The organism is Streptomyces sp. NPDC001219 (assembly GCF_053597915.1).
Genome location: NZ_JBSFJF010000053.1, coordinates 35,073 through 56,633, shown reverse-complemented (window position 1 = coordinate 56,633; position 21,561 = coordinate 35,073). Strand labels below are relative to the sequence as shown.

The 21,561-nt window shown below is 73.2% G+C and carries 15 protein-coding genes and 1 pseudogene; 8 read left to right on the top strand and 8 right to left on the bottom strand.

What is annotated here, in order from left to right; genetic code table 11:
• The first annotated feature begins 3 nt into the window (after window positions 1-3).
• Both ACWC9R_RS27810 and ACWC9R_RS27805 read left to right on the top strand, forming a co-directional pair.
• Window positions 4-4,545: a thioester reductase domain-containing protein gene (locus tag ACWC9R_RS27810; protein ID WP_450735556.1), complete on the top strand. Its 4,542-nt coding sequence runs from the start codon at window positions 4-6 to the stop codon at window positions 4,543-4,545.
• Window positions 4,546-4,645: 100 nt separating this feature from the next.
• Window positions 4,646-5,401, top strand: a complete 756-nt coding sequence (locus ACWC9R_RS27805) for a thioesterase II family protein (RefSeq protein ID WP_450735553.1) — start codon at window positions 4,646-4,648, stop codon at window positions 5,399-5,401.
• Window positions 5,402-5,632: 231 nt separating this feature from the next.
• Here ACWC9R_RS27805 and ACWC9R_RS27800 read toward each other — a convergent pair whose 3' ends face one another.
• The 3 genes from ACWC9R_RS27800 to ACWC9R_RS27790 form a co-directional block, all read right to left on the bottom strand.
• Window positions 5,633-6,433 (bottom strand): VOC family protein, encoded by an 801-nt coding sequence (locus ACWC9R_RS27800; protein ID WP_450735551.1) that lies wholly within the window; start codon window positions 6,431-6,433, stop codon window positions 5,633-5,635.
• A gap of 182 nt (window positions 6,434-6,615) precedes the next feature.
• On the bottom strand, window positions 6,616-6,849 hold the full coding sequence (locus ACWC9R_RS27795; RefSeq protein ID WP_450735549.1) for a hypothetical protein: 234 nt from the start codon (window positions 6,847-6,849) through the stop codon (window positions 6,616-6,618).
• Between the two features lie 110 nt (window positions 6,850-6,959).
• Window positions 6,960-8,093 (bottom strand): acyl-CoA dehydrogenase family protein, encoded by a 1,134-nt coding sequence (locus ACWC9R_RS27790; protein WP_450735547.1) that lies wholly within the window; start codon window positions 8,091-8,093, stop codon window positions 6,960-6,962.
• A gap of 64 nt (window positions 8,094-8,157) precedes the next feature.
• On the opposite strand from ACWC9R_RS27790, the pseudogene ACWC9R_RS27785 reads away from it, so the two are divergent.
• Both ACWC9R_RS27785 and ACWC9R_RS27780 read left to right on the top strand, forming a co-directional pair.
• Window positions 8,158-9,893 (top strand): annotated as a pseudogene (locus tag ACWC9R_RS27785) (AMP-binding protein).
• Window positions 9,894-9,897: 4 nt separating this feature from the next.
• A complete protein-coding gene (locus ACWC9R_RS27780) occupies window positions 9,898-10,746 on the top strand; it encodes a PaaX family transcriptional regulator (protein WP_450735545.1) in 849 nt (282 codons plus the stop codon).
• A gap of 34 nt (window positions 10,747-10,780) precedes the next feature.
• On the opposite strand, the gene ACWC9R_RS27775 is transcribed toward ACWC9R_RS27780, so the two are convergent.
• Window positions 10,781-11,503: an HAD family hydrolase gene (locus ACWC9R_RS27775; protein ID WP_450735543.1), complete on the bottom strand. Its 723-nt coding sequence runs from the start codon at window positions 11,501-11,503 to the stop codon at window positions 10,781-10,783.
• 489 nt (window positions 11,504-11,992) lie between these two features.
• Here ACWC9R_RS27775 and ACWC9R_RS27770 point away from each other — a divergent pair, with 489 nt between their 5' ends.
• Entirely contained in the window at window positions 11,993-12,625 is a 633-nt protein-coding gene (locus ACWC9R_RS27770) for a TetR family transcriptional regulator (protein WP_450735541.1), read from the top strand.
• A gap of 38 nt (window positions 12,626-12,663) precedes the next feature.
• Here ACWC9R_RS27770 and ACWC9R_RS27765 read toward each other — a convergent pair whose 3' ends face one another.
• Window positions 12,664-13,692 (bottom strand): MDR family NADP-dependent oxidoreductase, encoded by a 1,029-nt coding sequence (locus tag ACWC9R_RS27765; protein ID WP_450735539.1) that lies wholly within the window; start codon window positions 13,690-13,692, stop codon window positions 12,664-12,666.
• A gap of 225 nt (window positions 13,693-13,917) precedes the next feature.
• On the opposite strand from ACWC9R_RS27765, the gene ACWC9R_RS27760 reads away from it, so the two are divergent.
• A complete protein-coding gene (locus tag ACWC9R_RS27760) occupies window positions 13,918-14,514 on the top strand; it encodes a ScbR family autoregulator-binding transcription factor (RefSeq protein WP_450735537.1) in 597 nt (198 codons plus the stop codon).
• 145 nt (window positions 14,515-14,659) lie between these two features.
• Window positions 14,660-15,640 carry a ScbA/BarX family gamma-butyrolactone biosynthesis protein gene (locus ACWC9R_RS27755; RefSeq protein WP_450735536.1) on the top strand — a complete coding sequence of 327 codons (981 nt, stop codon included), beginning with the start codon at window positions 14,660-14,662 and terminating at the stop codon, window positions 15,638-15,640.
• Window positions 15,641-15,742: 102 nt separating this feature from the next.
• Here the strand turns inward: ACWC9R_RS27755 and ACWC9R_RS27750 are convergent, their stop codons facing one another.
• Window positions 15,743-18,034 (bottom strand): bifunctional salicylyl-CoA 5-hydroxylase/oxidoreductase, encoded by a 2,292-nt coding sequence (locus ACWC9R_RS27750; RefSeq protein ID WP_450735555.1) that lies wholly within the window; start codon window positions 18,032-18,034, stop codon window positions 15,743-15,745.
• 2 nt (window positions 18,035-18,036) lie between these two features.
• Window positions 18,037-18,864: an enoyl-CoA hydratase family protein gene (locus tag ACWC9R_RS27745; protein ID WP_450735534.1), complete on the bottom strand. Its 828-nt coding sequence runs from the start codon at window positions 18,862-18,864 to the stop codon at window positions 18,037-18,039.
• Between the two features lie 301 nt (window positions 18,865-19,165).
• Between ACWC9R_RS27745 and ACWC9R_RS27740 the strand changes: the two genes are divergently transcribed.
• On the top strand, window positions 19,166-20,023 hold the full coding sequence (locus tag ACWC9R_RS27740) for a hypothetical protein (RefSeq protein WP_450735532.1): 858 nt from the start codon (window positions 19,166-19,168) through the stop codon (window positions 20,021-20,023).
• Here ACWC9R_RS27740 and ACWC9R_RS27735 read toward each other — a convergent pair.
• Entirely contained in the window at window positions 19,986-21,500 is a 1,515-nt protein-coding gene (locus ACWC9R_RS27735) for an amino acid permease (protein ID WP_450735530.1), read from the bottom strand. The two genes, ACWC9R_RS27740 and ACWC9R_RS27735, sit on opposite strands and share 38 nt — an antisense overlap.
• Window positions 21,501-21,561: the final 61 nt, after the last annotated feature.

The following is a 21,561-nucleotide window of genomic DNA, read 5'->3' as shown; positions in this document are numbered from 1 at the left end:
CTCATCCACTCCTGGGGCATCACCCCCGACCACCTCGCCGGCCACTCCATCGGCGAACTCGCCGCCGCCCACATCGCAGGAGTGTTCTCACTCCAAGACGCCGCACGACTGGTCACCGCACGCGGACGACTCATGCAAGCCGCCCGCCAAGACGGCGCCATGGCCGCCATCCAAGCCACACAGGACGAAATCGAAACCGCACTCGCCAACGAAACCGGAGCCATCGCGGTAGCAGCCGTGAACTCCCCACTGTCAACAGTGATCTCCGGCGACCAAGACGCCGTGGAACGACAGGTGGCGCGATGGCACGAGCACGGCCGCAAGGCCGTACGCCTGACCGTCTCACACGCCTTCCACTCCCCCCACATGGACAGCATCCTCGACGACTTCCACCAAATCGCCACCACCATCACCTACAACAAACCCCACATCCCCATCGTCTCCACCCTCACAGGACGCCTCACCACCCCCGACGAACTCACCACACCCCGCTACTGGACCGACCAAATCCGCAACACCGTCAAATTCACCGACGCACTCACCTCACTACACCAAGCCGGCACCCGCGTATTCATCGAAATCGGCCCGGACACCACCCTCACCGCCCTCACCCGCGACACACTCGACAACACCACCGCCATCCCCCTCCTCCGCCGCGACCACGACGAGAACCGGACCGCGGTCCAGGCGGTCGGCGCCCTGCACACCCACGGCGTGCGGGTGAACTGGCCGGCCTTCTTCGCCGGTACCGGCGCCCGCCGCGTCGAGCCGCCCCTGCCCACCTACGCCTTCCAGCACGAGCGCTACTGGATCACGTCCGTCGCCGGTGTCTCGGATGCTGCCGGTCTCGGTCTGCGGTCGGGCGGACACCCGCTCTTCGGTGCCCGGGTGGAACACGCGGACGGCCGGGGCGCGCTGTTCACCGGCCGCGTCTCGGCGCGCAGCCACCCGTGGCTGACCCGGTACACCCTCAGCGGAGCGACCGTGCTGCCGCCGGAGGCCCTGGTGGACGCCCTCGTGCGCGCCGGTGACGAGCTGGACGCGAGCGCCGTGGAGTCACTGGTACTGGACATGCCGCCGACGCTGCCGGAGGACGGCCGGCTCCAGCTCCAGCTGTCCGTCGAGGAGCCGGACGCGAACCTGGCGCGGGCCTTCACCCTGCACGCGCGCCCCGACGGCGGGGACCTGCCGTGGGCGGTGTGTGCCCGGGGACGGCTGGGCCACGGCATCTCCACGGCGCCGTTCGGCCCGGCCGCGTGGCCGCCGCCCGAGGCCGCCGCACTCGCCCTCAAGGACACGGACCGGGGCGTCATCGCCGCCTGGCGGCTCGGCGACGAGGTGTTCGCCGACCTCGTCCTCGATGAGGCGCTGCACGGCGAGGCCGCCGACTTCGGCCTGCACCCGACGCTGCTGCGCTCGGCCCTGTACGCCGGGGCGCTGACCGGCCCGCACGCGGAAGGGGACGACGAGACGCTCGCCGTGGAGTGGAGCGGCTTCCAGCTGTACGCGACCGGCGCCACCGCCCTGCGCGCCCATCTCGTCCCGACGGGCGAGCACACGGTCGCCCTGCGTCTCGCCGACCGCTCCGGCCGGCCGGTGGCCTTCGCGCGGGCCGTCACCCGCCGCACCGTGGGCGCCGGCCGGATGCGCGACGCCTCGGCCCGGGACGCCGATGCCCTGTTCCACCTGTACTGGCGGGCCACCCCGCTGCCCGCGCCCCCCAGCGCCCTGGCCCTCGCCGTCGTCGGCGAGGACTCCGACCGCCTCACCATGGCCGAGGCCGTTGGGCGGGCCCAGCGCGGCGATGCCGACGCGGTCGTGGTGTTCAGGCCCGCCGTCGACCTACGGGACGCGGACGTCATGGCCGCCGTTCACGCGCGCACCCGCGCCTCACTCGGCATGGTCCAGCGGTGGCTGGCCGACGAGCGGCCCGACGCCGTACCGCTGGTCGTGGTGACCCGGGGCGGGGTGGCCACCGGAGACGAGAAGTTCCTCGACCCGGCCGGCTCGGCCGACTGGGGCCTGCTGCGTTCGGCGCAGTCGGAGTCCCCGAACCGGATCGTCCTCGTGGACGCCGACACGGACGACATGGACGCTCTCGCGGGCCCGCTGTCCGCGGTGGTCGCCTCCGGCGCCGCCCAGGCCGCGATCCGCGACGGCCGCGTCCTGCTGCCGAGCGTGCTCCGCGCTCCCCGTGCCGAGGACAACGGCACCAGACCCTGGAACTCCGAGGGCACGGTCCTGATCACCGGTGGCACCGGCAGCCTCGGCGCCCTGTTCGCACGCCACCTGGCGCGCGAGCACGGAGTGCGGCATCTGCTCCTGGTCAGCCGCCGGGGCCCTGCCGCGCCGGGTGTCGAGGGCCTGCGGGCGGAACTGGCCGCGCTGGGCGCCACGACGACCGTCGTCGCCGCCGACATCGCCGACCGTGCCGCCCTGGCCGCCGTCCTCGACGCCGTCCCCGCCGATCACCCTCTGACCGGCGTCCTGCACCTGGCCGGCGTCATCGACGACGGTCTGGTCGCCAACCTGACCCCGGAGCGCCTCGACGCCGTGCTCGCGCCCAAGGCCGACGCCGCCTGGCATCTGCATGAACTCACCGAGCGGCTGGACCTGTCCGCCTTCGTCCTGTTCTCCTCGATCGCGGGAGTCATCGGCGGCGCCGGCCAGGCCAACTACGCGGCGGCCAACGCGTTCCTGGACGGGCTCGCGGCGCTGCGCGCCGCCAGGGGCCTGCCCGCCACCTCCGTGGCCTGGGGGCTGTGGGCCCAGGACTCCGGTATCACCGGCGACCTGGACGAGGCCGACATCGCCCGCATCACCCGCGCCGGCTTCGGGGTCATCTCCCCGCAACAGGGCCCCCGGCTGCTGGATCTCGCTCTCACCCTGCCCCACCCCACCCCCGTCATCACCCCGCTGGACCTCGACGTGATGCGGGAGCGTCCCACACAGGTGCCGCCGCTGCTCGCCTCCCTGGCGCGCAGGCCGGTGCGGCGCGCCGCCAACAACTCCGAGCGCGCGACGGGCGATCTGGGGCGGCGGCTGGCCGCAGCCGGCGAACGTGAACAGCTCGCCCTCGTCCTGGACGTGGTGCTCGCCGCCGCGGCGGGGGTCCTCGGCCACGGCGACCCGTCGTCCCTCGCTGTCGACCAGGCCTTCACCGGGCTCGGATTCGACTCGCTCACCGCGGTGGAACTGCGCGGCCGTCTCGCCGCGGAGCTGGACCTGCGCCTGCCCGGCACACTGGTCTTCGACCACCCCACGCCCCGCGCCCTGGCGGAGTTCCTGCGGACCGCTCTGGTGGACGGGGCGGACGGCGGCACGGGCGCAGCCGCGGCCGTCCACCAGGTGCAGGTGGAGGACTATGCGGCGGAGATCCGCCTGGACGAGGTGATCCGGCCCTCCGCCGAGGTCGTACTCCAGGTGGACGACCCGGCGGACATCTTCCTGACCGGCGCCACCGGCTTCCTCGGCGCGTTCCTGTTGCGCGATCTTTCGCACGCCACCCGGGGCACCCTGCACTGCCTGGTCCGTGCGAGCGACGCGGCCGATGGCCTGCGGCGGCTGCGTGAGAACCTGCGGTACTACCGCGTCTGGGACGAGGTGGACCCAGCCCGGATCAAGGTGGTCGTCGGTGACCTCGCCGAGCCCAGGTTCGGCTTGAGCGAGGAGGAGTTCGACGATCTCGCCCGCACTGTCGACGTCGTCTACCACGGCGGCGCCCAGGTGCACTGGCTGCACCCGTTCAGCACGCTGAAGGCGGCCAACGTACGCGGTACGCAGGAGGTTCTGCGGCTCGCGGCACGGCACCGCACCGTTCCGGTCCACCACGTTTCCACCATCGGCGTCTTCGCGGGCGAGCGTGCGGGAGGCCGACCGCTGAGAGTGGACGACCCAACCGGGCCCGCCGAGGCACTGCCCAGCGGCTACCTGCGCAGCAAGTGGGTCGCCGAGCAGGTCATCGGCATCGCCCGCGACCGAGGTCTGCCGGTCTCCGTCTACCGCGTGGACGTCGTCTCGGGCGATCAGGTCAACGGCGCCTGCCAGACACGCGACTTCGTCTGGCTGAGCCTGCGCGGGCTGCTCCAGGCAGGAGCCGTCCCGAAGGGTCTGGACGCCGAGGTCCCGCTCACGCCCGTGGACTACGTCAGCTCCGCCGTGGTCGCTCTGTCGCTGTCGGGGCGGACCCACCCGAGCACCTTCCATCTCTACAATCAGAGCCACATGACCTACGCCGAGTTCGTCTCGGAGCTGACGGCGCGGGGACACTCCCTGAAGGAGCTGGACTGGGACGCCTGGAGCGCCCTCGTGAGGTCGGACCCCGACAATGTGATGCTTCCGCTGCTGGAGGCGTTCGAGATGATGGCGAAGGGCGACGGGGTCTTCTATCCGCCGGTCGACACGAGCGTGGCCGAACAGGCGCTGAAGGACACCGGGATCGAGTGCCCGAAGATGACAGCCGGCCTGTTCCGGAGGTACGTCTCCTTCTTCGCGGAGACCGGCTTCCTTCCGCCGGCGGACGCGGACGCACACCGCTCCGCCTGACCCTGTTCCACCTCTCTCAACCATTCGCGACGACAAGCGGCTGCCCCGTCTCGCCTCACCCGACCGGCCGGGGCGCGGCTGCCGCTGGATTGGACCTGACATGTCCGTAGAGGAGAGCCGCTGGTTAAGGCGGTTCGCGAGCGCCGAGGGCAGCAAGCTCGAGCTCATCTGTTTCCCGCACGCGGGCGGCTCCGCCAGCGCCTACCTGGGCCTGACCCGGGCCCTGGCACCCGACATCGACGTGGTGGCCGTCCAGTACCCGGGGCGTCAGGACCGTCGTCTGGAACCCGCGCTGACCTCCCTGCCCCATCTGGCGCGTGCCGTCGCCGAGGAACTGGCCCGCGCCCCGCAGCGCGCGTACGCGTTCTTCGGCCACAGCATGGGCGCGGTCGTCGCCTATGAAACGGCCCGTGTGCTCAGCGAGTTCAACCTGGCCGCGCCGCGGCATCTCATCGTCTCCGGGCGTGGCGCCCCGAGCCCGGAGCCCCGGGCCGGCGATCGCCTGGCCGGCGACGCGGCCCTGATCACCGAGATCCGCCGCCTGGGCGGAACGGGCAGCCGGGTCCTCGACGACCCGGAACTGCTGGAGATGGTGCTGCCCACCCTCCGCGCCGACTACGGGGCCCTTGGGCTCTACCGCTGGCTGCCGGGGCCGCCCCTCGACATCCCGCTGACCGCCATGGTCGGCACCGCCGACCCGATCGTCACGGTCGACGACGCCCGCGGCTGGCTCGCCCACTCCACCTGTCCGGGCGACCTCATCTCCTTCGACGGCGGCCACTTCTACCTCGACAGCCAACTCCCGTCGGTGGCGGAAGCGATGCGCTCACTCCTCGGCCGGCCCACAACGGTATGAGCCGGCCACCGGCCAGGGCGCGCGGCAGGTCGGACGTCCGCGTTTCGGCGGGGACGGAACAACGCCCTTGACGTCGAAGCCCTGGCCGGGAGGCAAGCAGGATGCCGACCGGCGCTCCACCCGGTTGCGCCCCACGTGTCCCACAGCCGCGTCCGCGATCACACCAGCCACGCCGGGATCACGTCGCGACCCGCCGACAGCGGCAGGACATCCCTCAGGCCGCCCGCAGCATCACAGCTCTCCCTCCGGAGTCAGCACCACGAACTCCGCGCCCGCGGGGTCGTTGCAGACGGCGAGGCGGCCGACGCCCTCGGCGGTTTCCGGGCCCATGGACAGGGTGCCGCCGTTGCCGGTGGCCAGACCGACGGTGGCATCGCAGTCCTGGCAGCCGAAGACCGGGTGCCAGTACGGCTTGCCGCCGGGGCCGAGGAGGTCTGCCGGGACGCCCATGAGGCCGCCGTGCATCCGGTCGTCGCCGCAGCCCGCGGGGGTGAGGAGGGTGTAGGTGCCGTTGCCGCCGGGGAGTGGCATGTCCTGGGTGGTCCAGCCGAAGACGGACTGGTAGAAGGTCTGCGCGGCGGCCGGATCGGTGGTGTAGAGCTCGGTCCAGACCAGCGTGCCCGGCTCGTCCGCGGCCTCCATGCCGGGGTACGCGGCCGGTTCCCAGACGGCGAACTGCGCGCCCTGTGGGTCCGTGAGCTGGGCGAACCGCCCGTCGTCCGCGCCGGCCCCGACCGGCGGCACCCGGACCGTCCCGCCTGCCCGTTCCACCGAGCGGGCCGTGGCATCCGCGTCGGGGGTCTGGAAGTAGAGCGTCCAGGCGGAGCGGGCGCCGTCCTCGGTGAGCGGGCCGACCGCGGCGACGGCCTTGCCGTCCAGCCGGAACAGGGTGTAGCCGCCCGTGTCCCGGCCGCCGTGCGGTTCGGCCTGCCAGCCGAACACGGCCCGGTAGAAGGCCGTTGCGGCCTCGACATCCGGGGCGCCGAGATCGAGCCAGGACGGGGAGCCGGGAACGAAGTCAGTAGTGATCATGGCGATTCCCTTCGCGGATCTCCTCTGCTGTCAGCCTGACATCCGCCACCGGCACGCGCCCGTCGGCCGGAATACGGCGGCCCCGCCCGCGCTCGCCAGCCTGACGCGCGCTCGTCAACCACATCCGGCGAGCGCATCACCACACGCATACGCGTATGAGTACGCGTACGGAGCGGCCGTCCTCAGGGGCGGCCGTCACACGGGGAGAAATAACCATGCAGTTCCGCCCTGTCCGCGCTGTGGCCGCGTGCGCACTGGTCGTTGTCGCGCTGACCGGCGCCCGGCACCAGCACCAGCACGGGCGGTTCGCCGGCCGCCGGGGCCACCACCCCGCCCGAGTCGGACTTCGGCTCGGCGGAGATCTCGGTCAGCGGGGTGCCCGTCGGCCGCACCCGGCCCGCCTCGGTCTCCGGCACCCTCGTCAGGAGCCCCGACAGCCGGGGGCCGAAGGCGGGCCGGTGCAAGCTGGGCCAGGTCTGGAAGACGAACAGGTGAGGCGCACAACCGGCTTGTTCCGCACGGGAGTTCAGGCCCGCGACCGGTACAGCTCCTTGGCGATCAGGGAGCGCTGCACCTCCGTCGCGCCCTCGTAGATGCGCGGCGCGCGGACCTCACGGTAGAGGTGCTCCAGCAGGTGACCACGGCGCAGCGCGCGGGCGCCGTGGATCTGCACCGCGGCGTCGACGACGTACTGGGCGGTCTCGGTCGCCAGCAGCTTGGCCATGGCCGAGCGGCGGGCGACGTCCGGGGCCCCGGTGTCGTACGCGGAGGCCGCCGCGTAGACCAGGAGGCGGGCGGCCTCGACCCGGGTGGCCATCTCGGCGAGCTGGTGGCCGACGGACTGGAGGTCCTTGAGCGGGCCGCCGAACGCGGTGCGTGCGCCCGCGTGCGTCAGCGCCGCGTCCAGCGCGGCCTGCGCCATCCCGACCGCGAACGCGCCGACGCTCGGCCGGAAGAGATTCAGCGTGGCCATCGCGACGGCGAAGCCGCCATCCACCTCGCCCAGCACATCCGCCCTGGTCACCGGCGTGCCGTCGAAAACCAGGGTGCCGATCGGGTGCGGGCTGAGCATGTCCAGGTGCGCGCCCGTCAGGCCGGGGCGGTCGGCGGGGACGAGGAAGGCGGTGACACCGCGCGCGCCCGCCGCGCCGCCGGTGCGGGCGAAGACGGTGGCGAAGTCGGCCTCGGGGGCGTTGGAGATCCAGCACTTCTCACCGGTGAGCCGCCAGCCGTCCGGGCCGTCCGGCTCGGCGGCCAGGGACAGCGCGGCGGCGTCCGAGCCCGCGTCCGGCTCGCTCAGCGCGAAGGACGCGACCGCGCGGCCCGCGGCCACCTCCGGCAGCCAGCGGGCACGCTGGGCCGCGGTCCCGGACTGCGCCACCGGACAGGCGCCCAGGCCCTGGAGCGCCAGCGCGGTCTCCGCCGCGGTGCACTCCTGGGCGAGGGATTCCCGCAGCAGACAGAGGTCCAGGGCGCGCGGCGCGCCGTCGGCGGGGAACAGCCGCCGCAGCAGGCCCAGTTCACCGAGGGCGGCGACCAGCGGGCGGTTGACCCGGCCCTCCTCACCCTTCTCGGCCAGCGGGCTCAGCCGTTCGGCGGTCAGCGCGCGCAGCGCGGCACACCATTCCTGCTCCTCCGGTCCCAGCGCGAACACGGTCACGGGGCGGCTCCCTGGTAGCGGTCCTCTATCGCGGTCTGTTGACTGCCGTCACGAACACGTTACGCTGACGAACGATCCGAGCGGCAGTCCTCGACCGCAGGACGAGCAGCCGACCGCGCAGTCCCCGACCGGTTCCCGCACCGGCCTCCACCGTCCCCGTTCCTCTCCCGGCCGCCCTAGGGGGCACCCGTCATGGAGCTACGGTCCTCGGCCCACACCGACACCTTCGCGCGCGACCGGCTGCCGCCCCCCGAACAGTGGCCGCACCTCACCGATCTGGGCTATCCGGACCGGCTGAACTGCGGCGCCGAGCTGCTGGACGGCACCATCGCGCGGCTCGGTGCCGACCGGCCGGCGGTCCGCGACGCGAGCGGGCCGGTCTGGACGTACGGGCAGCTGCGCGCGCAGGTGGACGCGATCGCCCATGCGCTCACGACCCGGCTGGGGGTGCTGCCGGGCAACCGCGTCCTGCTGCGCGGCCCCACCACACCCTGGCTGGCCGCCTGCTGGCTCGCCGTGATGAAGGCGGGGGCGGTCGCGGTGACGGTGCTGGCCGCCCAGCGCCCCGAGGAACTCGCCACGATCTGCCGGATCGCGCAGGTGCGGTACGCGCTGTGCGAGGTGCGGTCCGTGGACGACCTCGCCAAGGCCGAGGTCCCGGACCTGCGGATCACCACGTTCGGCGGGGACGGTCCGGACGATCTGCGGCAGCTCGCCCGGCCGGACGGGACGCCGTACCCGGCCGTGGCCACCGCCGCCGACGACGTCGCGCTGATCGCCTTCACCTCGGGCACGACGGGGCGCCCCAAGGGCTGTCTGCACTTCCACCGCGATGTGCTCGCCATCGCGGACACCTTCTCGGCACAGGTGCTGCGCCCCGAGCCGGACGACGTGTTCGCCGGCAGCCCGCCGCTCGGTTTCACCTTCGGCCTCGGCGGACTGGTCATCTTCCCGCTGCGCGCGGGCGCCTCCGCCTATCTCGCCGACTGGGGCGGGCCGGAGCAGCTGCTCACCGACATCGCTGCGCACCGGATCTCGGTGCTGTTCACCGCGCCGACCGCCTACCGCGCGATGCTGCCCAAGCTCGCCGGGCACGAGGTCTCCTCGCTGCGCCGGTGTGTGTCGGCCGGGGAGAACCTGCCCGCGGCGACCTGGCAGTCCTGGCACGAGGCGACCGGTCTGCGGATCATCAACGGCATCGGCGCCACCGAGCTGCTGCACATCTTCATCGCGGCCGCCGACGACGACATCCGGCCCGGGATGACGGGGCTGCCGGTCCCCGGCTTCCAGGCGCGGGTGGTGGACGCGGACGGCGCCCCGCTGCCGGACGGCGCACCGGGGCTGCTCGCGGTCCGCGGGCCGACCGGCTGCCGCTATCTCGCGGACGCCCGGCAGACGGAGTACGTACGGGACGGCTGGAACATCACCGGCGACACCTACGTCCGCGAACCCGACGGCTACTTCCGCTATGTGGCCCGCGCGGACGACATGATCATCTCGGCCGGCTACAACATCGCGGGTCCCGAGGTGGAGGACGCGCTGCTGCGGCACCCGGACGTGACCGAGGCGGCGGTGGTCGGCCGGCCCGACGAGGACCGCGGGCAGGTGGTCGTCGCCCATGTCGTGCTGCGGGCCGGCGTCGCCCGGGGCGAGGACACCGTCGCCGCACTGCGCGCCTTCACCAAGACCCGTATCGCGCCCTACAAGTGCCCGCGCGAGATCGTCTTCCACTCCGCGCTGCCCCGCACCCCGACCGGCAAGCTCCAGCGCTTCCGGCTGCGCGGGGCCCCTCTAGAGTGACCCGGTGAACGACCAGCAAACGCAGCGCACCCCACGGTCCCTGATCGTCACGTTCTACGGCGCGTACGGGCGCGGCCCCGGGGAGCCGGGCGGCACGGCCGCTCCGGTGCCGGTGGCCGCCCTGATCCGGCTGCTCGGTGCGCTCGGGGTCGATCCGCCGTCGGTGCGCTCCGCGGTCTCCCGGCTCAAGCGGCGCGGGCTGCTGGAGCCCGCCCGCACGGCGTCCGGCGCGGCCGCCTACGGGCTGTCCGACGCGGCCCGCCAGCTGCTGGAGGACGGCGACCGCCGGATCTTCGGCCGCCCCGCCGCGCAGCTGTCCGACGGCTGGGTGCTGGCCGTCTTCTCCGTCCCCGAGGAGGAGCGGCACAAGCGGCATCTGTTGCGCTCGCGGCTGGCCCGGCTCGGCTTCGGCACCGCCGCACCAGGGGTGTGGATCGCCCCCGCGCAGCTCTACGAGGAGACCCGGCACACCCTGGAGCGGCTGCAACTGTCCCCGTACGTCGACCTGTTCACCGGCGCGCACGCCGGTTTCGCGCCCACCGCGGACGCCGTGGCGCGCTGGTGGGACCTGGACGCCGTCGCCGCCCAGTACCGCGCCTTCCTCGACGCGCAGGAGCCGGTGCTCCAGCGGTGGTCGCGGCGCCGCTCGGTTCCCCCCGAAGCGGCCTACCGCGACTATCTGCTGGCGCTGGACGCCTGGCGCCGGCTGCCCTACGCCGATCCCGGACTGCCCTCTCCCCTCCTGCCTGAGGACTGGCCGGGCGGACGCGCGGCGGAGGTGTTCGGCCGTCTGCACGCCGAACTCCGGGACGCCGGGGCCCCTTACGCGCACGAGGCGATCAACGGGGCGTAGCGGCCCCGCCCCCGTCTCCCCCGTCTCCCCCGTCTCAGCGACGGCGCTGCTGTGCCCCCACCGGGACGCCCGCGCGCGGCCGGGCGGCGGCGATCACCGAGACCACGTCCTTGAAGGAGCCGCACATCCGGGTACCGGCGACCCCGGCGAGCTCACCGAACGTGCCGACGCCGTAGGTCACCGCGACCGGCTCCATGCGCGCGGTGACCGCCATCCTCATGTCCCCCACCGTGTCCCCCACATACGCGCTCTGCCAGGCCGCGACACCGATCCGGCCGGCCGCCCGCAGCACCATCTCCGGGTGCGGCTTGCCGCGCCGGACCATGTCCTGGCCGATGACCGGCCCGACCAGGTCGCGGATGCCCATGACGTCGAGCAGCGCCTCGGCGCTGCGGGTGGTCTTGGACGTGGCGACGGCCAGCTCGACCCCGTGGGCACGCAGCGCGGACAGGCCCGCGGTCACGCCCGGGAAGAGCAGCTGCGGCCCCAGGCACAGCACTTCGTAGGCGAACAGTTCGCGGTAGCGGGAGATCGCGGCCTGCACCCGGCCGTCATCCTCGGGCCGGCCCAGCAGCCGGCCGAAGGCGGGTCCGGGAGGCTTGCCGATGGCGGCGGCCGCCTGCCGGGCGGTCACCGAACAGCCCTGCTCCGCGGCCACCTTGGTCAGCAGTTTGCTGATCGCGGGGAGAGTGTTGGCGAGTGTGCCGTCCAGATCGAAGACAGCGGCCCTGATCGTCTCACCTCCGGCGCCCCGCACACCTCTCACGGGACGTTCAGCGACTTCCGTTGCTACGCGCATGGCTGGAGACCTTTCCGGATTCCGATGGGGGGTGCAGGGCTCGGGGGTGTGGCCGGCTCGGCTGATGGGCGGCCTGCGGTCGACGACGGGCAACAACAGCGGCGGTCTCGCCATGGCGCACCGCCGTCCGGGGCGGTACGCAACCGTCGAGGCGGTGCAACGGAAGGGAGACACCCCGTTGACCGCCTTCCGAGATTTAAAAACCGCCTGCGCTGTTTGTCAATGCATGCTGGTCGTTGCTGACGGGTCGACAACACCCTTTCGCGGGGCCAGACTGGGGACAGCCGCCCCGTTGAGGCGTCCGCACCGGGACGAACGGCCGAGCGCCGGCTTCGCGTCACGGCCCGCCAGTTCCGGCCAATCCCGCGGAGCATATCGAACCGCATGGTTGGTTTTCTATGTAGACTGCAATGAGCTCGCAGCCGTACTAGAGACGGGACGGACACCGTGCCCACCCAGCATCGCGCCATCCAGAGCCGCCAGGCACTCATCCGCTCGGCCGCAGAGACCTTCCTGGAGAAGGGGGTTCCCGCAGCGGGCATGGTCGAGATCAGCCGGCGGGCCCGGCTGAGCAAAGGGGCCCTCTACTTCCACTTCACGTCCAAGGACGACCTCACGCTCGCGGTGCGGGACGCCGCGCTGGAGGCCCTGCGGGAACTCGAGGACGCCTTCACCCGCTCCCCGCAGCCACTGGCCGCCGCCGTACGGGACTTCACCGTCGCGCTCTTCACCCGCGTGGAGGCGGACGCCGTCCTGCGCGCCGGACTACGGCTGCGGCCGGAGACCGCGCCGGGGCTCGGTATCTACGCCCTGGAGCAGCGCTGGTATGCGCTGTTTCTCGACAAAGCGATGACCTGCGGGACGGGCGGGCCCGCCGGGGCGCACACCTCGGACGCCGAACCGCGGCGCACCGCACAGCTGTTGACCTCGATCGTGGTGGGTCTGCTGCATCTGGGCAGCGAGGACGGGACCTGGTGGGACAAGGAGGCCGTCGTCGACCTGTGGGCGCTGCTGCCGTCAGCGCCGGGGCGCATCCCGGCCGCCGTGCCGGAGCCGGCGCAGCTCCCGGCGGTCGGCTGACCGGGCCCCGGCACCGCCCCGGCACCGTGCCGCCGGTCTCACAACTCGACCAGCACGGCCCCGATATGACATCCCTGTGCCAGTTCGCACAGCGCCCGCGGCGCCTGCTCGATCCCCTTCAGAAGGGCATGCGGGAAGATCAGCGTGCCCTCCCGCAGGCCCTCACCGAACTCCTTCGTCCACTCCTGCGGCAGGTCCGGGTGGGCGTACAGCCCGAACCCGCGCAGGGCGACCCGCCGCGTGATGATCAGCCCCGGGTCCAGCTCCACCGGGGCGATGACACCGCCGTCCCCGCCCAACTGACTGGAGAGCGCGCCGACCAGCGCGAACCGCGCGTCGGGCCGGGCCACCGCGAGTGCCGCCGTCAGCTGTTCGCCGCCCACGGTGTCCAGCAGCACGTCGATACCGTCCGGCGCCGCCCGCCGCAGCTGGCGTTCGATCGACCCGGCGCCGCGTACGACCGTGTCGTCGTAGCCCAGCTCGGCGCGCAGCCGGGCGGCCTTGCGCTCCGAGCCGGTGCTGCCGACCACCCGTCCGGCGCCCAGCCGCCGCGCGAGCTGCCCGGCCATGCTGCCCACGCCGCCCGCAGCACCGCTGACGAACACCGTGTCCCCCGGCCTGATCCCGGCGGCCCGGCGGAGCGCGCCCCAGGCGGTCGCCCCCTGGGACAGATGCGCGGCCGGCGACGGCAGCGCATCGGCGTCGAGACGCCGTACCCGCGACACGTCGACCGCCGCGAACTCCCGCCAGCCGAAGGGGTGATGGACCAGTTCGCCGGGTGTGAGGCCGCCGCCGGGCGCGGCCACCACCTCGCCGACCGCCGCTCCCCACAGCGCCGCACCCGGTGCGAATGACGGCATCGGCAGCCGGATTCCGGTCATCTGCGTCCGCATCGCCGCGGTCACCGCCATCACCTGGTTGCGCACCAGGACCTGATCCGCCCGCGGCTGCGGTACGGGCACCTCGGCGAGGATGAAGTGGCGGGCGGCCGGCTCGCCCGGGGCCAGGGCCGCGAGCCGGACCTCCCGGTGCACGTCGGGTATGGCGGGGAAGGCGGTGGGGGACATCGGACAGCTCCTCGCGCTCGTGGCCTCGACGGCGCCGCGCCGGAGGGCGACGCCGGTGCGTACCCGGCCGGTCCGCTCCCCCGCCGGGCGCAAATTCAATACCGCATGGTTGGCTTCTTTATGATGCGGAAATAGACTGCGCGGCCACGGCAGCGGGTCGCGCCCAGGCACAACAACTCCAAGAGAGCATACGGAGGATGATCGGTGGTCAAGCAGGAACGCGCAGTGCGCACCCGACGCGCCGTCCTCGAAGCAGCGGCTCATGTCATCGGCACCCGCGGGTACCAGGCCGCCACGATGGCCGAGATCATCCAGCGCGCGGGGGTCACCAAAGGAGCGGTGTACTTCCATTTCACGTCCAAGGACGCGCTGGCCCGCGCGGTCATAACGGAGCAGACCGATCCGTTTCTGCCACAGGTGAGTGAGTCCCGGCTCCAGGACGCCATCGACTTCACCCACCAGGTGGCACTGGCCCTGCGCAGCGACCCGTTGTTGCAGGCCGGCACGCGTATCGCGGTGGAGACGACCTTCAGCGAGGACCCGCTGGTCCCCTACCAGGCCTGGACCGACATCATCACCACGATGTTCACCGAGGCCCGGGACAACGGGGAGTTGCTGCCCGGTGTGGCACCGGACCGGGCGGCCGAGTTCTTCGTCGCCGCCTATATGGGGGTGCAGTTGTTCTCGCGTGCCGCGACCAACCGCGCCGACCTCCCCGAGCGGGTCACGGCCCTGTGGAAGCACACGCTTCCGGGCCTCGCTTCGCCCGGCGCGCTGGGTCACCTGGACCCGCACGGCCGCTGCGTACAGATCCCGGTCTGACGCCACCAGCACGCCCTGACGAGTCATCGGCTCTTCACGGGCCCTGGAAAACAAACCACATGGTCCGTATCTTAGTGTGGCAGGGCCGCTACCAAGCCTCCGCCCGTCAAGGGCACGAGAGCCGCACCTCGGAAAGGAACCCCCCATGGCCAGCGCTACGCTCGCGCCGCACTTACGCGATCAGCACCACGACAGCGACGGCCGGGCCGACGACGCAAACCGACCGTCGGCGCTCACCACGACCGTGCCGCGGGAGTACGTCCACCGCACCGCGGTGTCGGAGGTCTTCCTCACGAACTGGCGGCGCGGCGCGGCGGCCGACACCTGGGTGGTCAGCGCCCAGTGGCCGCGCGCCCACACCTTCTACGGCCCGCTCCACGGACTGCACGACCCGATCCTGCTGATAGAGACGGTGCGGCAGACCGGCATATTACTGAGCCACGTCGTGCACCGGGTGCCGCTCGACCACCCGATCATCTGGCAGCGGGTCCGCTACGACCTCGTGCCGCAGGCGCTGCGCACCGCCCAGCGGCCCGCCGAGGTCACGCTGCACATCACCGACCACGACATGGTCTTCCGCGGCAAGCGGCTGGTGAGCGCCCTCCAGGAGTTCCGGATCGTGTGTGACGGCGCCGAACTGGCCTCCGCGACGCTCGACTACTCCTGTCACAGTCCGGCCGTCTACCGCCGGCTGCGCGGCGAGTACAGCGATCTGGCGCTCGCCAACTCCCGGGCGCTGCCGCTGCCCGAGGCCGTGAACCCGCGGCTGGTCGCCCGGGAACACGACCGCGATGTGGTGCTCTCCCCCACCGACCGCCCCGACCGCTGGCAACTGCGGGTGGACACCTCGCACCCGGTCCTCTTCGACCACCCCGTGGACCACGCCCCCGGCATGCTGATGGTCGAGGCCGCCCGGCAGGCCGCGCAGGCCGCCACGCCCGGCGTCACGCTCCCGGTCTCGCTGGACTGTTCCTTCTCGCGCTACGCCGAACTCGACGCGCCGTCCTGGGTTGAGGCGCGGACCACCGGCCGGGGCGACGACGACCGCCGCCAGGTCGAGGTCACCGTCGAACAGCACGGCCGGCCGGTCGTCGCGGCGCAGATCACCAGCGTGCCGACGCCCTGAGCGGTCGCGGCACCGGCCCTCCGGACCCCTGACCGCCCTCTCCGCCGCCCGTCCCGCCGGACCGGCCCCCTCACGGCCCCGCCCCGCTGCTCGGCCTCCCCGTCACCGCAGCGTGAGGCGGGGCTTCGGCGCGTCGGTGCGCCCGGTGGGCGGGGTGCGGCTGCCGGCCTGGTAGGGCAGCGGCCAGGGCGCGCCGGGGCCCGTGTACCCCTGCTCCGCTGCGGCGTGCAGCGTCCAGTGCGGGTCGTAGAGGTGCGGCCGGGCCAGCGCGCACAGGTCCGCACGCCCGGCCAGCACCAGGGAGTTGACGTCGTCCCAGGAGGAGATGGCGCCGACCGCGATGACCGGCACCCCGAGGGTGTTGCGGATGCGGTCGGCGAACGGGGTCTGGTAGGAGCGGCCGAAGTCGGGGCGCTCGTCGGGCACGACCTGCCCGGTGGACACGTCGATGGCGTCGGCGCCGTGTGCGGCGAAGGCCCGCGCGATCGCCACCGCGTCCGCCGCGGTGGTGCCGCCGTCCGCCCAGTCGGTCGCGGAGATCCGGACCGTCATCGGGCGCCCGGCCGGCCAGACGGCGCGGACCGCGTCGAAGACCTCCAGCGGGAAGCGCAGCCGGCCGGTGAGGTCGCCGCCGTAGGCGTCGGTGCGGTGGTTGGTGAGCGGGGAGAGGAATCCGGAGAGCAGATAGCCGTGGGCGCAGTGGAGTTCGAGCAGGTCGAAGCCGGCGCGGGCGGCGGACCGGGCGGCGCGGACGAACTGGTCGCGGACGAGGGCGAGTTCGGGCTCGGCGAGGGCGTGCGGGGTCTGGTTGACGCCGGGGCGGTAGGGCAGCGCGGAGGGCGCCACGAGGGGCCAGTTGCCGTGCGGGAGCGGCTGGTCGATGCCGTCCCACATCAGCCGGGTCGAGCCCTTGCGGCCGGAGTGGCCGAGCTGGACGCCGATGGCGGTACCGGGGGCGGAGGTGTGCACGAAGTCGGTGACCCGGCGCCAGGCCGTCTCGTGCTCCGGCGCGTACAGCCCCGTGCAGCCGGGGGTGATCCGCCCCTCGGGGCTGACGCACACCATCTCCGTCATCACCAGTCCGGCGCCGCCCATCGCGCGGGCCCCGAGGTGGACGAGGTGGAAGTCGCCGGGGGTGCCGTTGCCGTCCGCGGCGGAGTACATGTCCATCGGGGAGACCACGACGCGGTTGCGCAGCGTCAGGTCCCCCAGCCGGAACGGCAGGAACATGGGGGGTGTGCCGGGCGGGGTGCCCGCCTCGTCCTCGACGGCCGTGACGAATCCGGCGTCGCGCAGCCGCAGGTTGTCGTGGGTGACCCGGCGGCTGCGGGTGAGGAGGTTGAAGGCGAACTGGTGCGGCGGCTGGTCGAGGTAGGTGGCCAGTTCCTCGAACCAGGCGAGGCTGGCGCGGGCGGCGCGCTGGGTGGAGGCGACGACGGGGCGGCGCTCCTCCTCGTACGCGGCCAGGGCGGTGGCGGTGTCGGGCTGTTCCTGGAGGCAGGCCGCCAGCGCCAGGGCGTCCTCGACGGCGAGCTTGGTGCCGGAGCCGATGGAGAAGTGCGCGGTGTGCGCGGCGTCGCCGAGCAGCACGGTGTTGCCGTGCGACCAGCGGTCGTTGACGACCGTGCGGAAGGCGGTCCAGCCGGAGTTGTTGCCGCGCAGCGAGCGGCCGCCCAGGGCCTCGGTGAAGGCCTTGGCACACCATTCGGCCGACTCGCGCTCGTCGCAGCGGTCGAGTCCGGCCGCCCGCCAGACCTCCTCGCGCATCTCGACGATGACGGTGCTGGCGCCCTCCACCGGGCCCTCCGGCCGGGCGAAGGGGTAGGCGTGGAGCTGGACGACGCCGTGCTCGGTCTCGGCGATCTCGAAGCGGAAGGCGTTGAAGGCGAAGTCGGCGGCGAGCCAGATGTAGCGGCAGCGGTGGGTGGTCAGCCGCGGGCCGAAGGCGTCGGCGTGGGCGGTGCGGGTCGCGCTGTGCACACCGTCGGCGGCGATCACCAGGTCGTGGGTGCGGGCGAGTTCGGCGGCGGGCGGGGCCTCGGTGCGAAAGCGCAGCTCGATGCCGAGGTCGCGGCAGCGCTGGTGGAGCACGGCCAGCAGCCGGCGCCGGCCGAGCGCGGCGAATCCGTGCCCGCCGGAGGTCAGGGTGCGGCCCCGGTGGACGATGTCGATGTCGTCCCAGCGGACGAACTCCGCCTGGAGGGCGCGGTAGACCTCCGGGTCGGCGTGCTCGATGCCGCCGAGGGTCTCGTCGGAGAGCACGACGCCGAAGCCGAAGGTGTCCTCGGGTGCGTTGCGCTCCCATACGGTGATCTCGCGGGCGGGGTCGAGGCGCTTGAGCAGGGCGGCGGCGTAGAGCCCGCCCGGCCCGCCGCCGATGACGGCGACCCGCATGGCTATTTCCCCTGCCACTTGGGGGCCCGCTTCTCGGTGAAGGCGGCGTGGAACTCCGCGTAGTCGTCGCTGTTCATCAGCAGCGCCTGGGTGGCGGCGTCCATCTCCACGGCGGCGGCCAGCGGCATGTCGAGTTCGGCGGTGAGCAGCGCCTTGGTCTGGGCGTGTGCCAGCGCGGGCCCCTCGGCGAGCCGCCGGGCGAGTGCCGCGGCCGTCTCGTCGGCCCGGCCCTCCTCGGCCAACTCGCTGATCAGGCCGAGCCGTTCGGCCTCCGGCGCGCGGACGGTGTCACCGAGCATCAGCAGCCGGGTGGCGTGCCCGAGGCCGATGACGCGGGGCAGCAGATAGGCCGCGCCCATGTCTCCGCCGGACAGTCCGACCCGGGTGAAGAGGAAGGCGAACCGGGCGGACGGGTCGGCGACCCGGAAGTCCGCGGCCAGGGCGAGCACCGCGCCCGCCCCCGCCGCGACCCCGTGCACCGCCGCGATCACCGGGAACGGGCACTCCCGCACCGCCCGGACGACCTGCCCGGTCATCCGGTTGAAGTCCAGCAGCTGTGCGGTGTCCATGCCCAGGGTGGCGCCGATGATCTCGTCGACGTCGCCGCCGGAGCAGAAGCCGCGCCCCTCGCCCGCGAGCACCAGGGCGCGTACCGAACGCTCCCTGGACAGCTCCGCGAGCAGGTCGCGGAGGTCGGCGTAGGCCTCGAAGGTGAGCGCGTTGAGCTTGTCCGGACGGGCCAGGGTGACGGTGGCGACCCCGTCCCGCCTCGTCACGTGGAGGTGTTGCCAGGTATCGGTACCGCGGGCTGATCCTGCGAACGGGCTCATCGGGCCGTCTGCCCCCTTTGGCCGGTCGGCCGGTGGATGCTGTTCCGGATGCTCCTCGAAGTTATCACCCCTTCATAACCGTCGTCATGAGAACGCGATACGACACAGCCGGACGACAGCGTTCCGCGCCCCGCCGGAACCGTCCGGGTGCACCTGCCGAAGGTCCTGGCGGCGCATGACCTAGGTCATGCCGTCTCCGGTCGCCCGCCCCTGATTCCCCGCCCGCGCGCTTCCTACGGTGGAGTCATCCGATCCCGTCTCGGGCCGCCGACCCGGCCTTTCGCGAACGGACGAACCGCGCATGCTGGAACCGCACACCCCCGCGACCTGGCACATCACGCTGCCGCGCGGCGCGACCGCCGTCCCCATCGCCCGTGCCATGGTCCGCACCGCCATGCAGGACCTCCGGGCGACGGCCGACCGGACCACCGCACAACTGCTGACCGCCGAACTGGTCACCAACGTCCTCAAGCACACCCACGGGGCCGACCCCATCGAGCTGGTGGTGGAGCTGCGGCCGGCGGGCTGCCGCATCGAGGTGCACGACGACAACCCCTTGCTCGTCGAGGGCCTCGGCGATCCGCTCCCGCTCGCGGAACCGGGCACCCCGGTGGCGGCGACGGCACCGGCCGCTCTCCCGCCGGTCCTCACGGCGGACGGGCCCGGCCCGGCCGACAGCCACGTACCGGCACAGCGCGCGGAGGACCCCGGGCGGGAGGGGCGGCCCGGGGACGAGCCGGGCGACGGCGAGGGGGACGGGGACGCCCCGGACGGCGGGCGCGGGGCGGAGAGCGCGCACAGGCCGGAGGACGGGCACGACGAGGACGGTGGCGGGGCCGGCCGGGACGGCTCGGAGGAGGCCGACGGGCACAAGGCGGCCGACGGGGGCGAGGGCCCCGGTCCCGGCGCCCGCGCCGACCACGGCCCGGACACCGCCGACGGGGCTCACGCCACGGACGACACCAACACCGACACCAACACCGACGTAGCAAGAGACTCCGAGGCCGTGTCCCCCGCCGCCCCCGGCTGCGGTGACCACGACGGACGCGGTCTGCTGCTGATCCGGTCCCTCAGCGCGGCCTCCGGGTGCCGGCCGACGCCGCGCGGCAAGGCGGTCTGGTTCACCCTTCCCGAGCTGCGGCGCCCGCGCCGACGCTGACGCCGGGCGCGGCGGTCGCGTCGGCCTCGGTCGCGTCGGCCTCGGTCACCGGAGGCCGGGGCGTCGCGCCGAGCCGTGAGTGACGGCGGCCGTAGCACGCGTAGACCAGCGCACCGGCCACCAGGAACCCGGCGAACTGCAGCCAGGTCGCCGGGCCGGTGCCGTACATCAGGTAGAGGCAGAAGCCGATGCCGAGCACCGGGCTCACCGGGAAGAGCGGGACGCGGAAGCGGCGCGACAGGCCGGGGTGGGTGCGGCGGAGCAGCAGCACGCTGAGGTTGACCACGGCCATCACGGCCAGCGTCCCGATGGTGGACAGGTTCATCACCGCGTCCAGGGGGACGACCGCGGCCGGCACGGCGAAGACGGCCGTGACGATCCAGGTGTTGGCGGCGGGGGTGGACGTCCGGGGCGAGACCCGCTCGAAGATCCGCGGGACCAGTCCGTCGCGGGACATCGACATCAGGATGCGGGTCTGGCCGTACAGGACCGCGAGGACCACCGAGGCGATGGCGACGACGGCGCCGAACGCGATCACGCCGCCGCCGAGCGCCGAGTGAGTGACGTGGTTGACGATCAGCGACAGCGCGGCGGGCCGGCCGGCGACCTGGTCGGCGGAGAGCGCGCCGATGGCGGAGACCGCGACCAGGCAGTACAGGACGGTGACCACGCCGAGGGACACCATGATCGCGAGGGGGATGTTCCGCCGCGGGTCCCTGACCTCCTCACCGGCCGTGGTGATCGCGTCGAAGCCGATGTAGGAGAAGAACGCGAGCGAGGCGCCGGAGGTGATGCCGGCGACGCCCTCCGAGGCGAACGGCGTCAGGTTGCCGGCCCGAAAGGCGCTGAGGCCGATCACGCAGAACAGCACCAGGATCGCGAGCTTCAGCACGGCCATCGCGGCGGTCGCGCGGGCGCTCTCCCGGATGCCGCGGACCAGCAGCAGCGCGGCGAGCACCATGACGACGACGGCCGGGATGTTGATGATCCCGCCGTCGCCGGGCGGCTGGGAGAGTGCGGCGGGCAGCTGCCAGCCGACCAGGCTGCCGAGCAGCTCGTTGAGGTACTGGCCCCAGCCGACGGCGACCGCCGAGACCGAGATGCCGTATTCGAGCAGCAGGCACCACCCGACGAGGAAGGCGATGCGCTCGCCGAGGGTGGCGTAGGCGTACGAGTAGGCGCTGCCGGACACCGGTATCGCGCCGCCCAGTTCCGCGAAGGAGAAGGCGGTGAAGACGCAGGTGACGGCCGCCAGCGCGAAGGAGACGATGACGGCGGGGCCGGCCTCGGCGACGGTGTCGGACAGGCCGACGAAGATGCCGGTGCCGACGATGGCGCCGACGCCGAAGCAGATGAGCTGGAAGAGCCCCATGCTGCGCCGGAGGCCGTTGCCTTCGAGGTCCGCGCCGGATTCGGCGACGAGGAGGTCGGGCGACTTGATACGCAGTCCGGACGGACGGAGGGCGGGCGGGCGCACGGTGGTTCTCTCTCTGGTGGTGCGGTGCGCGCGGCGCGGGTGGGCCACGCACGGAGCGGGG

Bases quoted from the DNA above. Each gene is read 5' to 3' on its own strand.
- ACWC9R_RS27805 (WP_450735553.1), top strand. From the start codon at position 4,646: ATGTCCGTAGAGGAGAGCCGCTGGTTAAGGCGGTTCGCGAGCGCCGAG.
- ACWC9R_RS27800 (WP_450735551.1), bottom strand. From the start codon at position 6,433: ATGATCACTACTGACTTCGTTCCCGGCTCCCCGTCCTGGCTCGATCTC.
- ACWC9R_RS27765 (WP_450735539.1), bottom strand. From the start codon at position 13,692: ATGTCCCCCACCGCCTTCCCCGCCATACCCGACGTGCACCGGGAGGTC.
- ACWC9R_RS27755 (WP_450735536.1), top strand. From the start codon at position 14,660: ATGGCCAGCGCTACGCTCGCGCCGCACTTACGCGATCAGCACCACGAC.
- ACWC9R_RS27750 (WP_450735555.1), bottom strand. From the start codon at position 18,034: ATGCGGGTCGCCGTCATCGGCGGCGGGCCGGGCGGGCTCTACGCCGCC.
- ACWC9R_RS27745 (WP_450735534.1), bottom strand. From the start codon at position 18,864: ATGAGCCCGTTCGCAGGATCAGCCCGCGGTACCGATACCTGGCAACAC.
- ACWC9R_RS27740 (WP_450735532.1), top strand. From the start codon at position 19,166: ATGCTGGAACCGCACACCCCCGCGACCTGGCACATCACGCTGCCGCGC.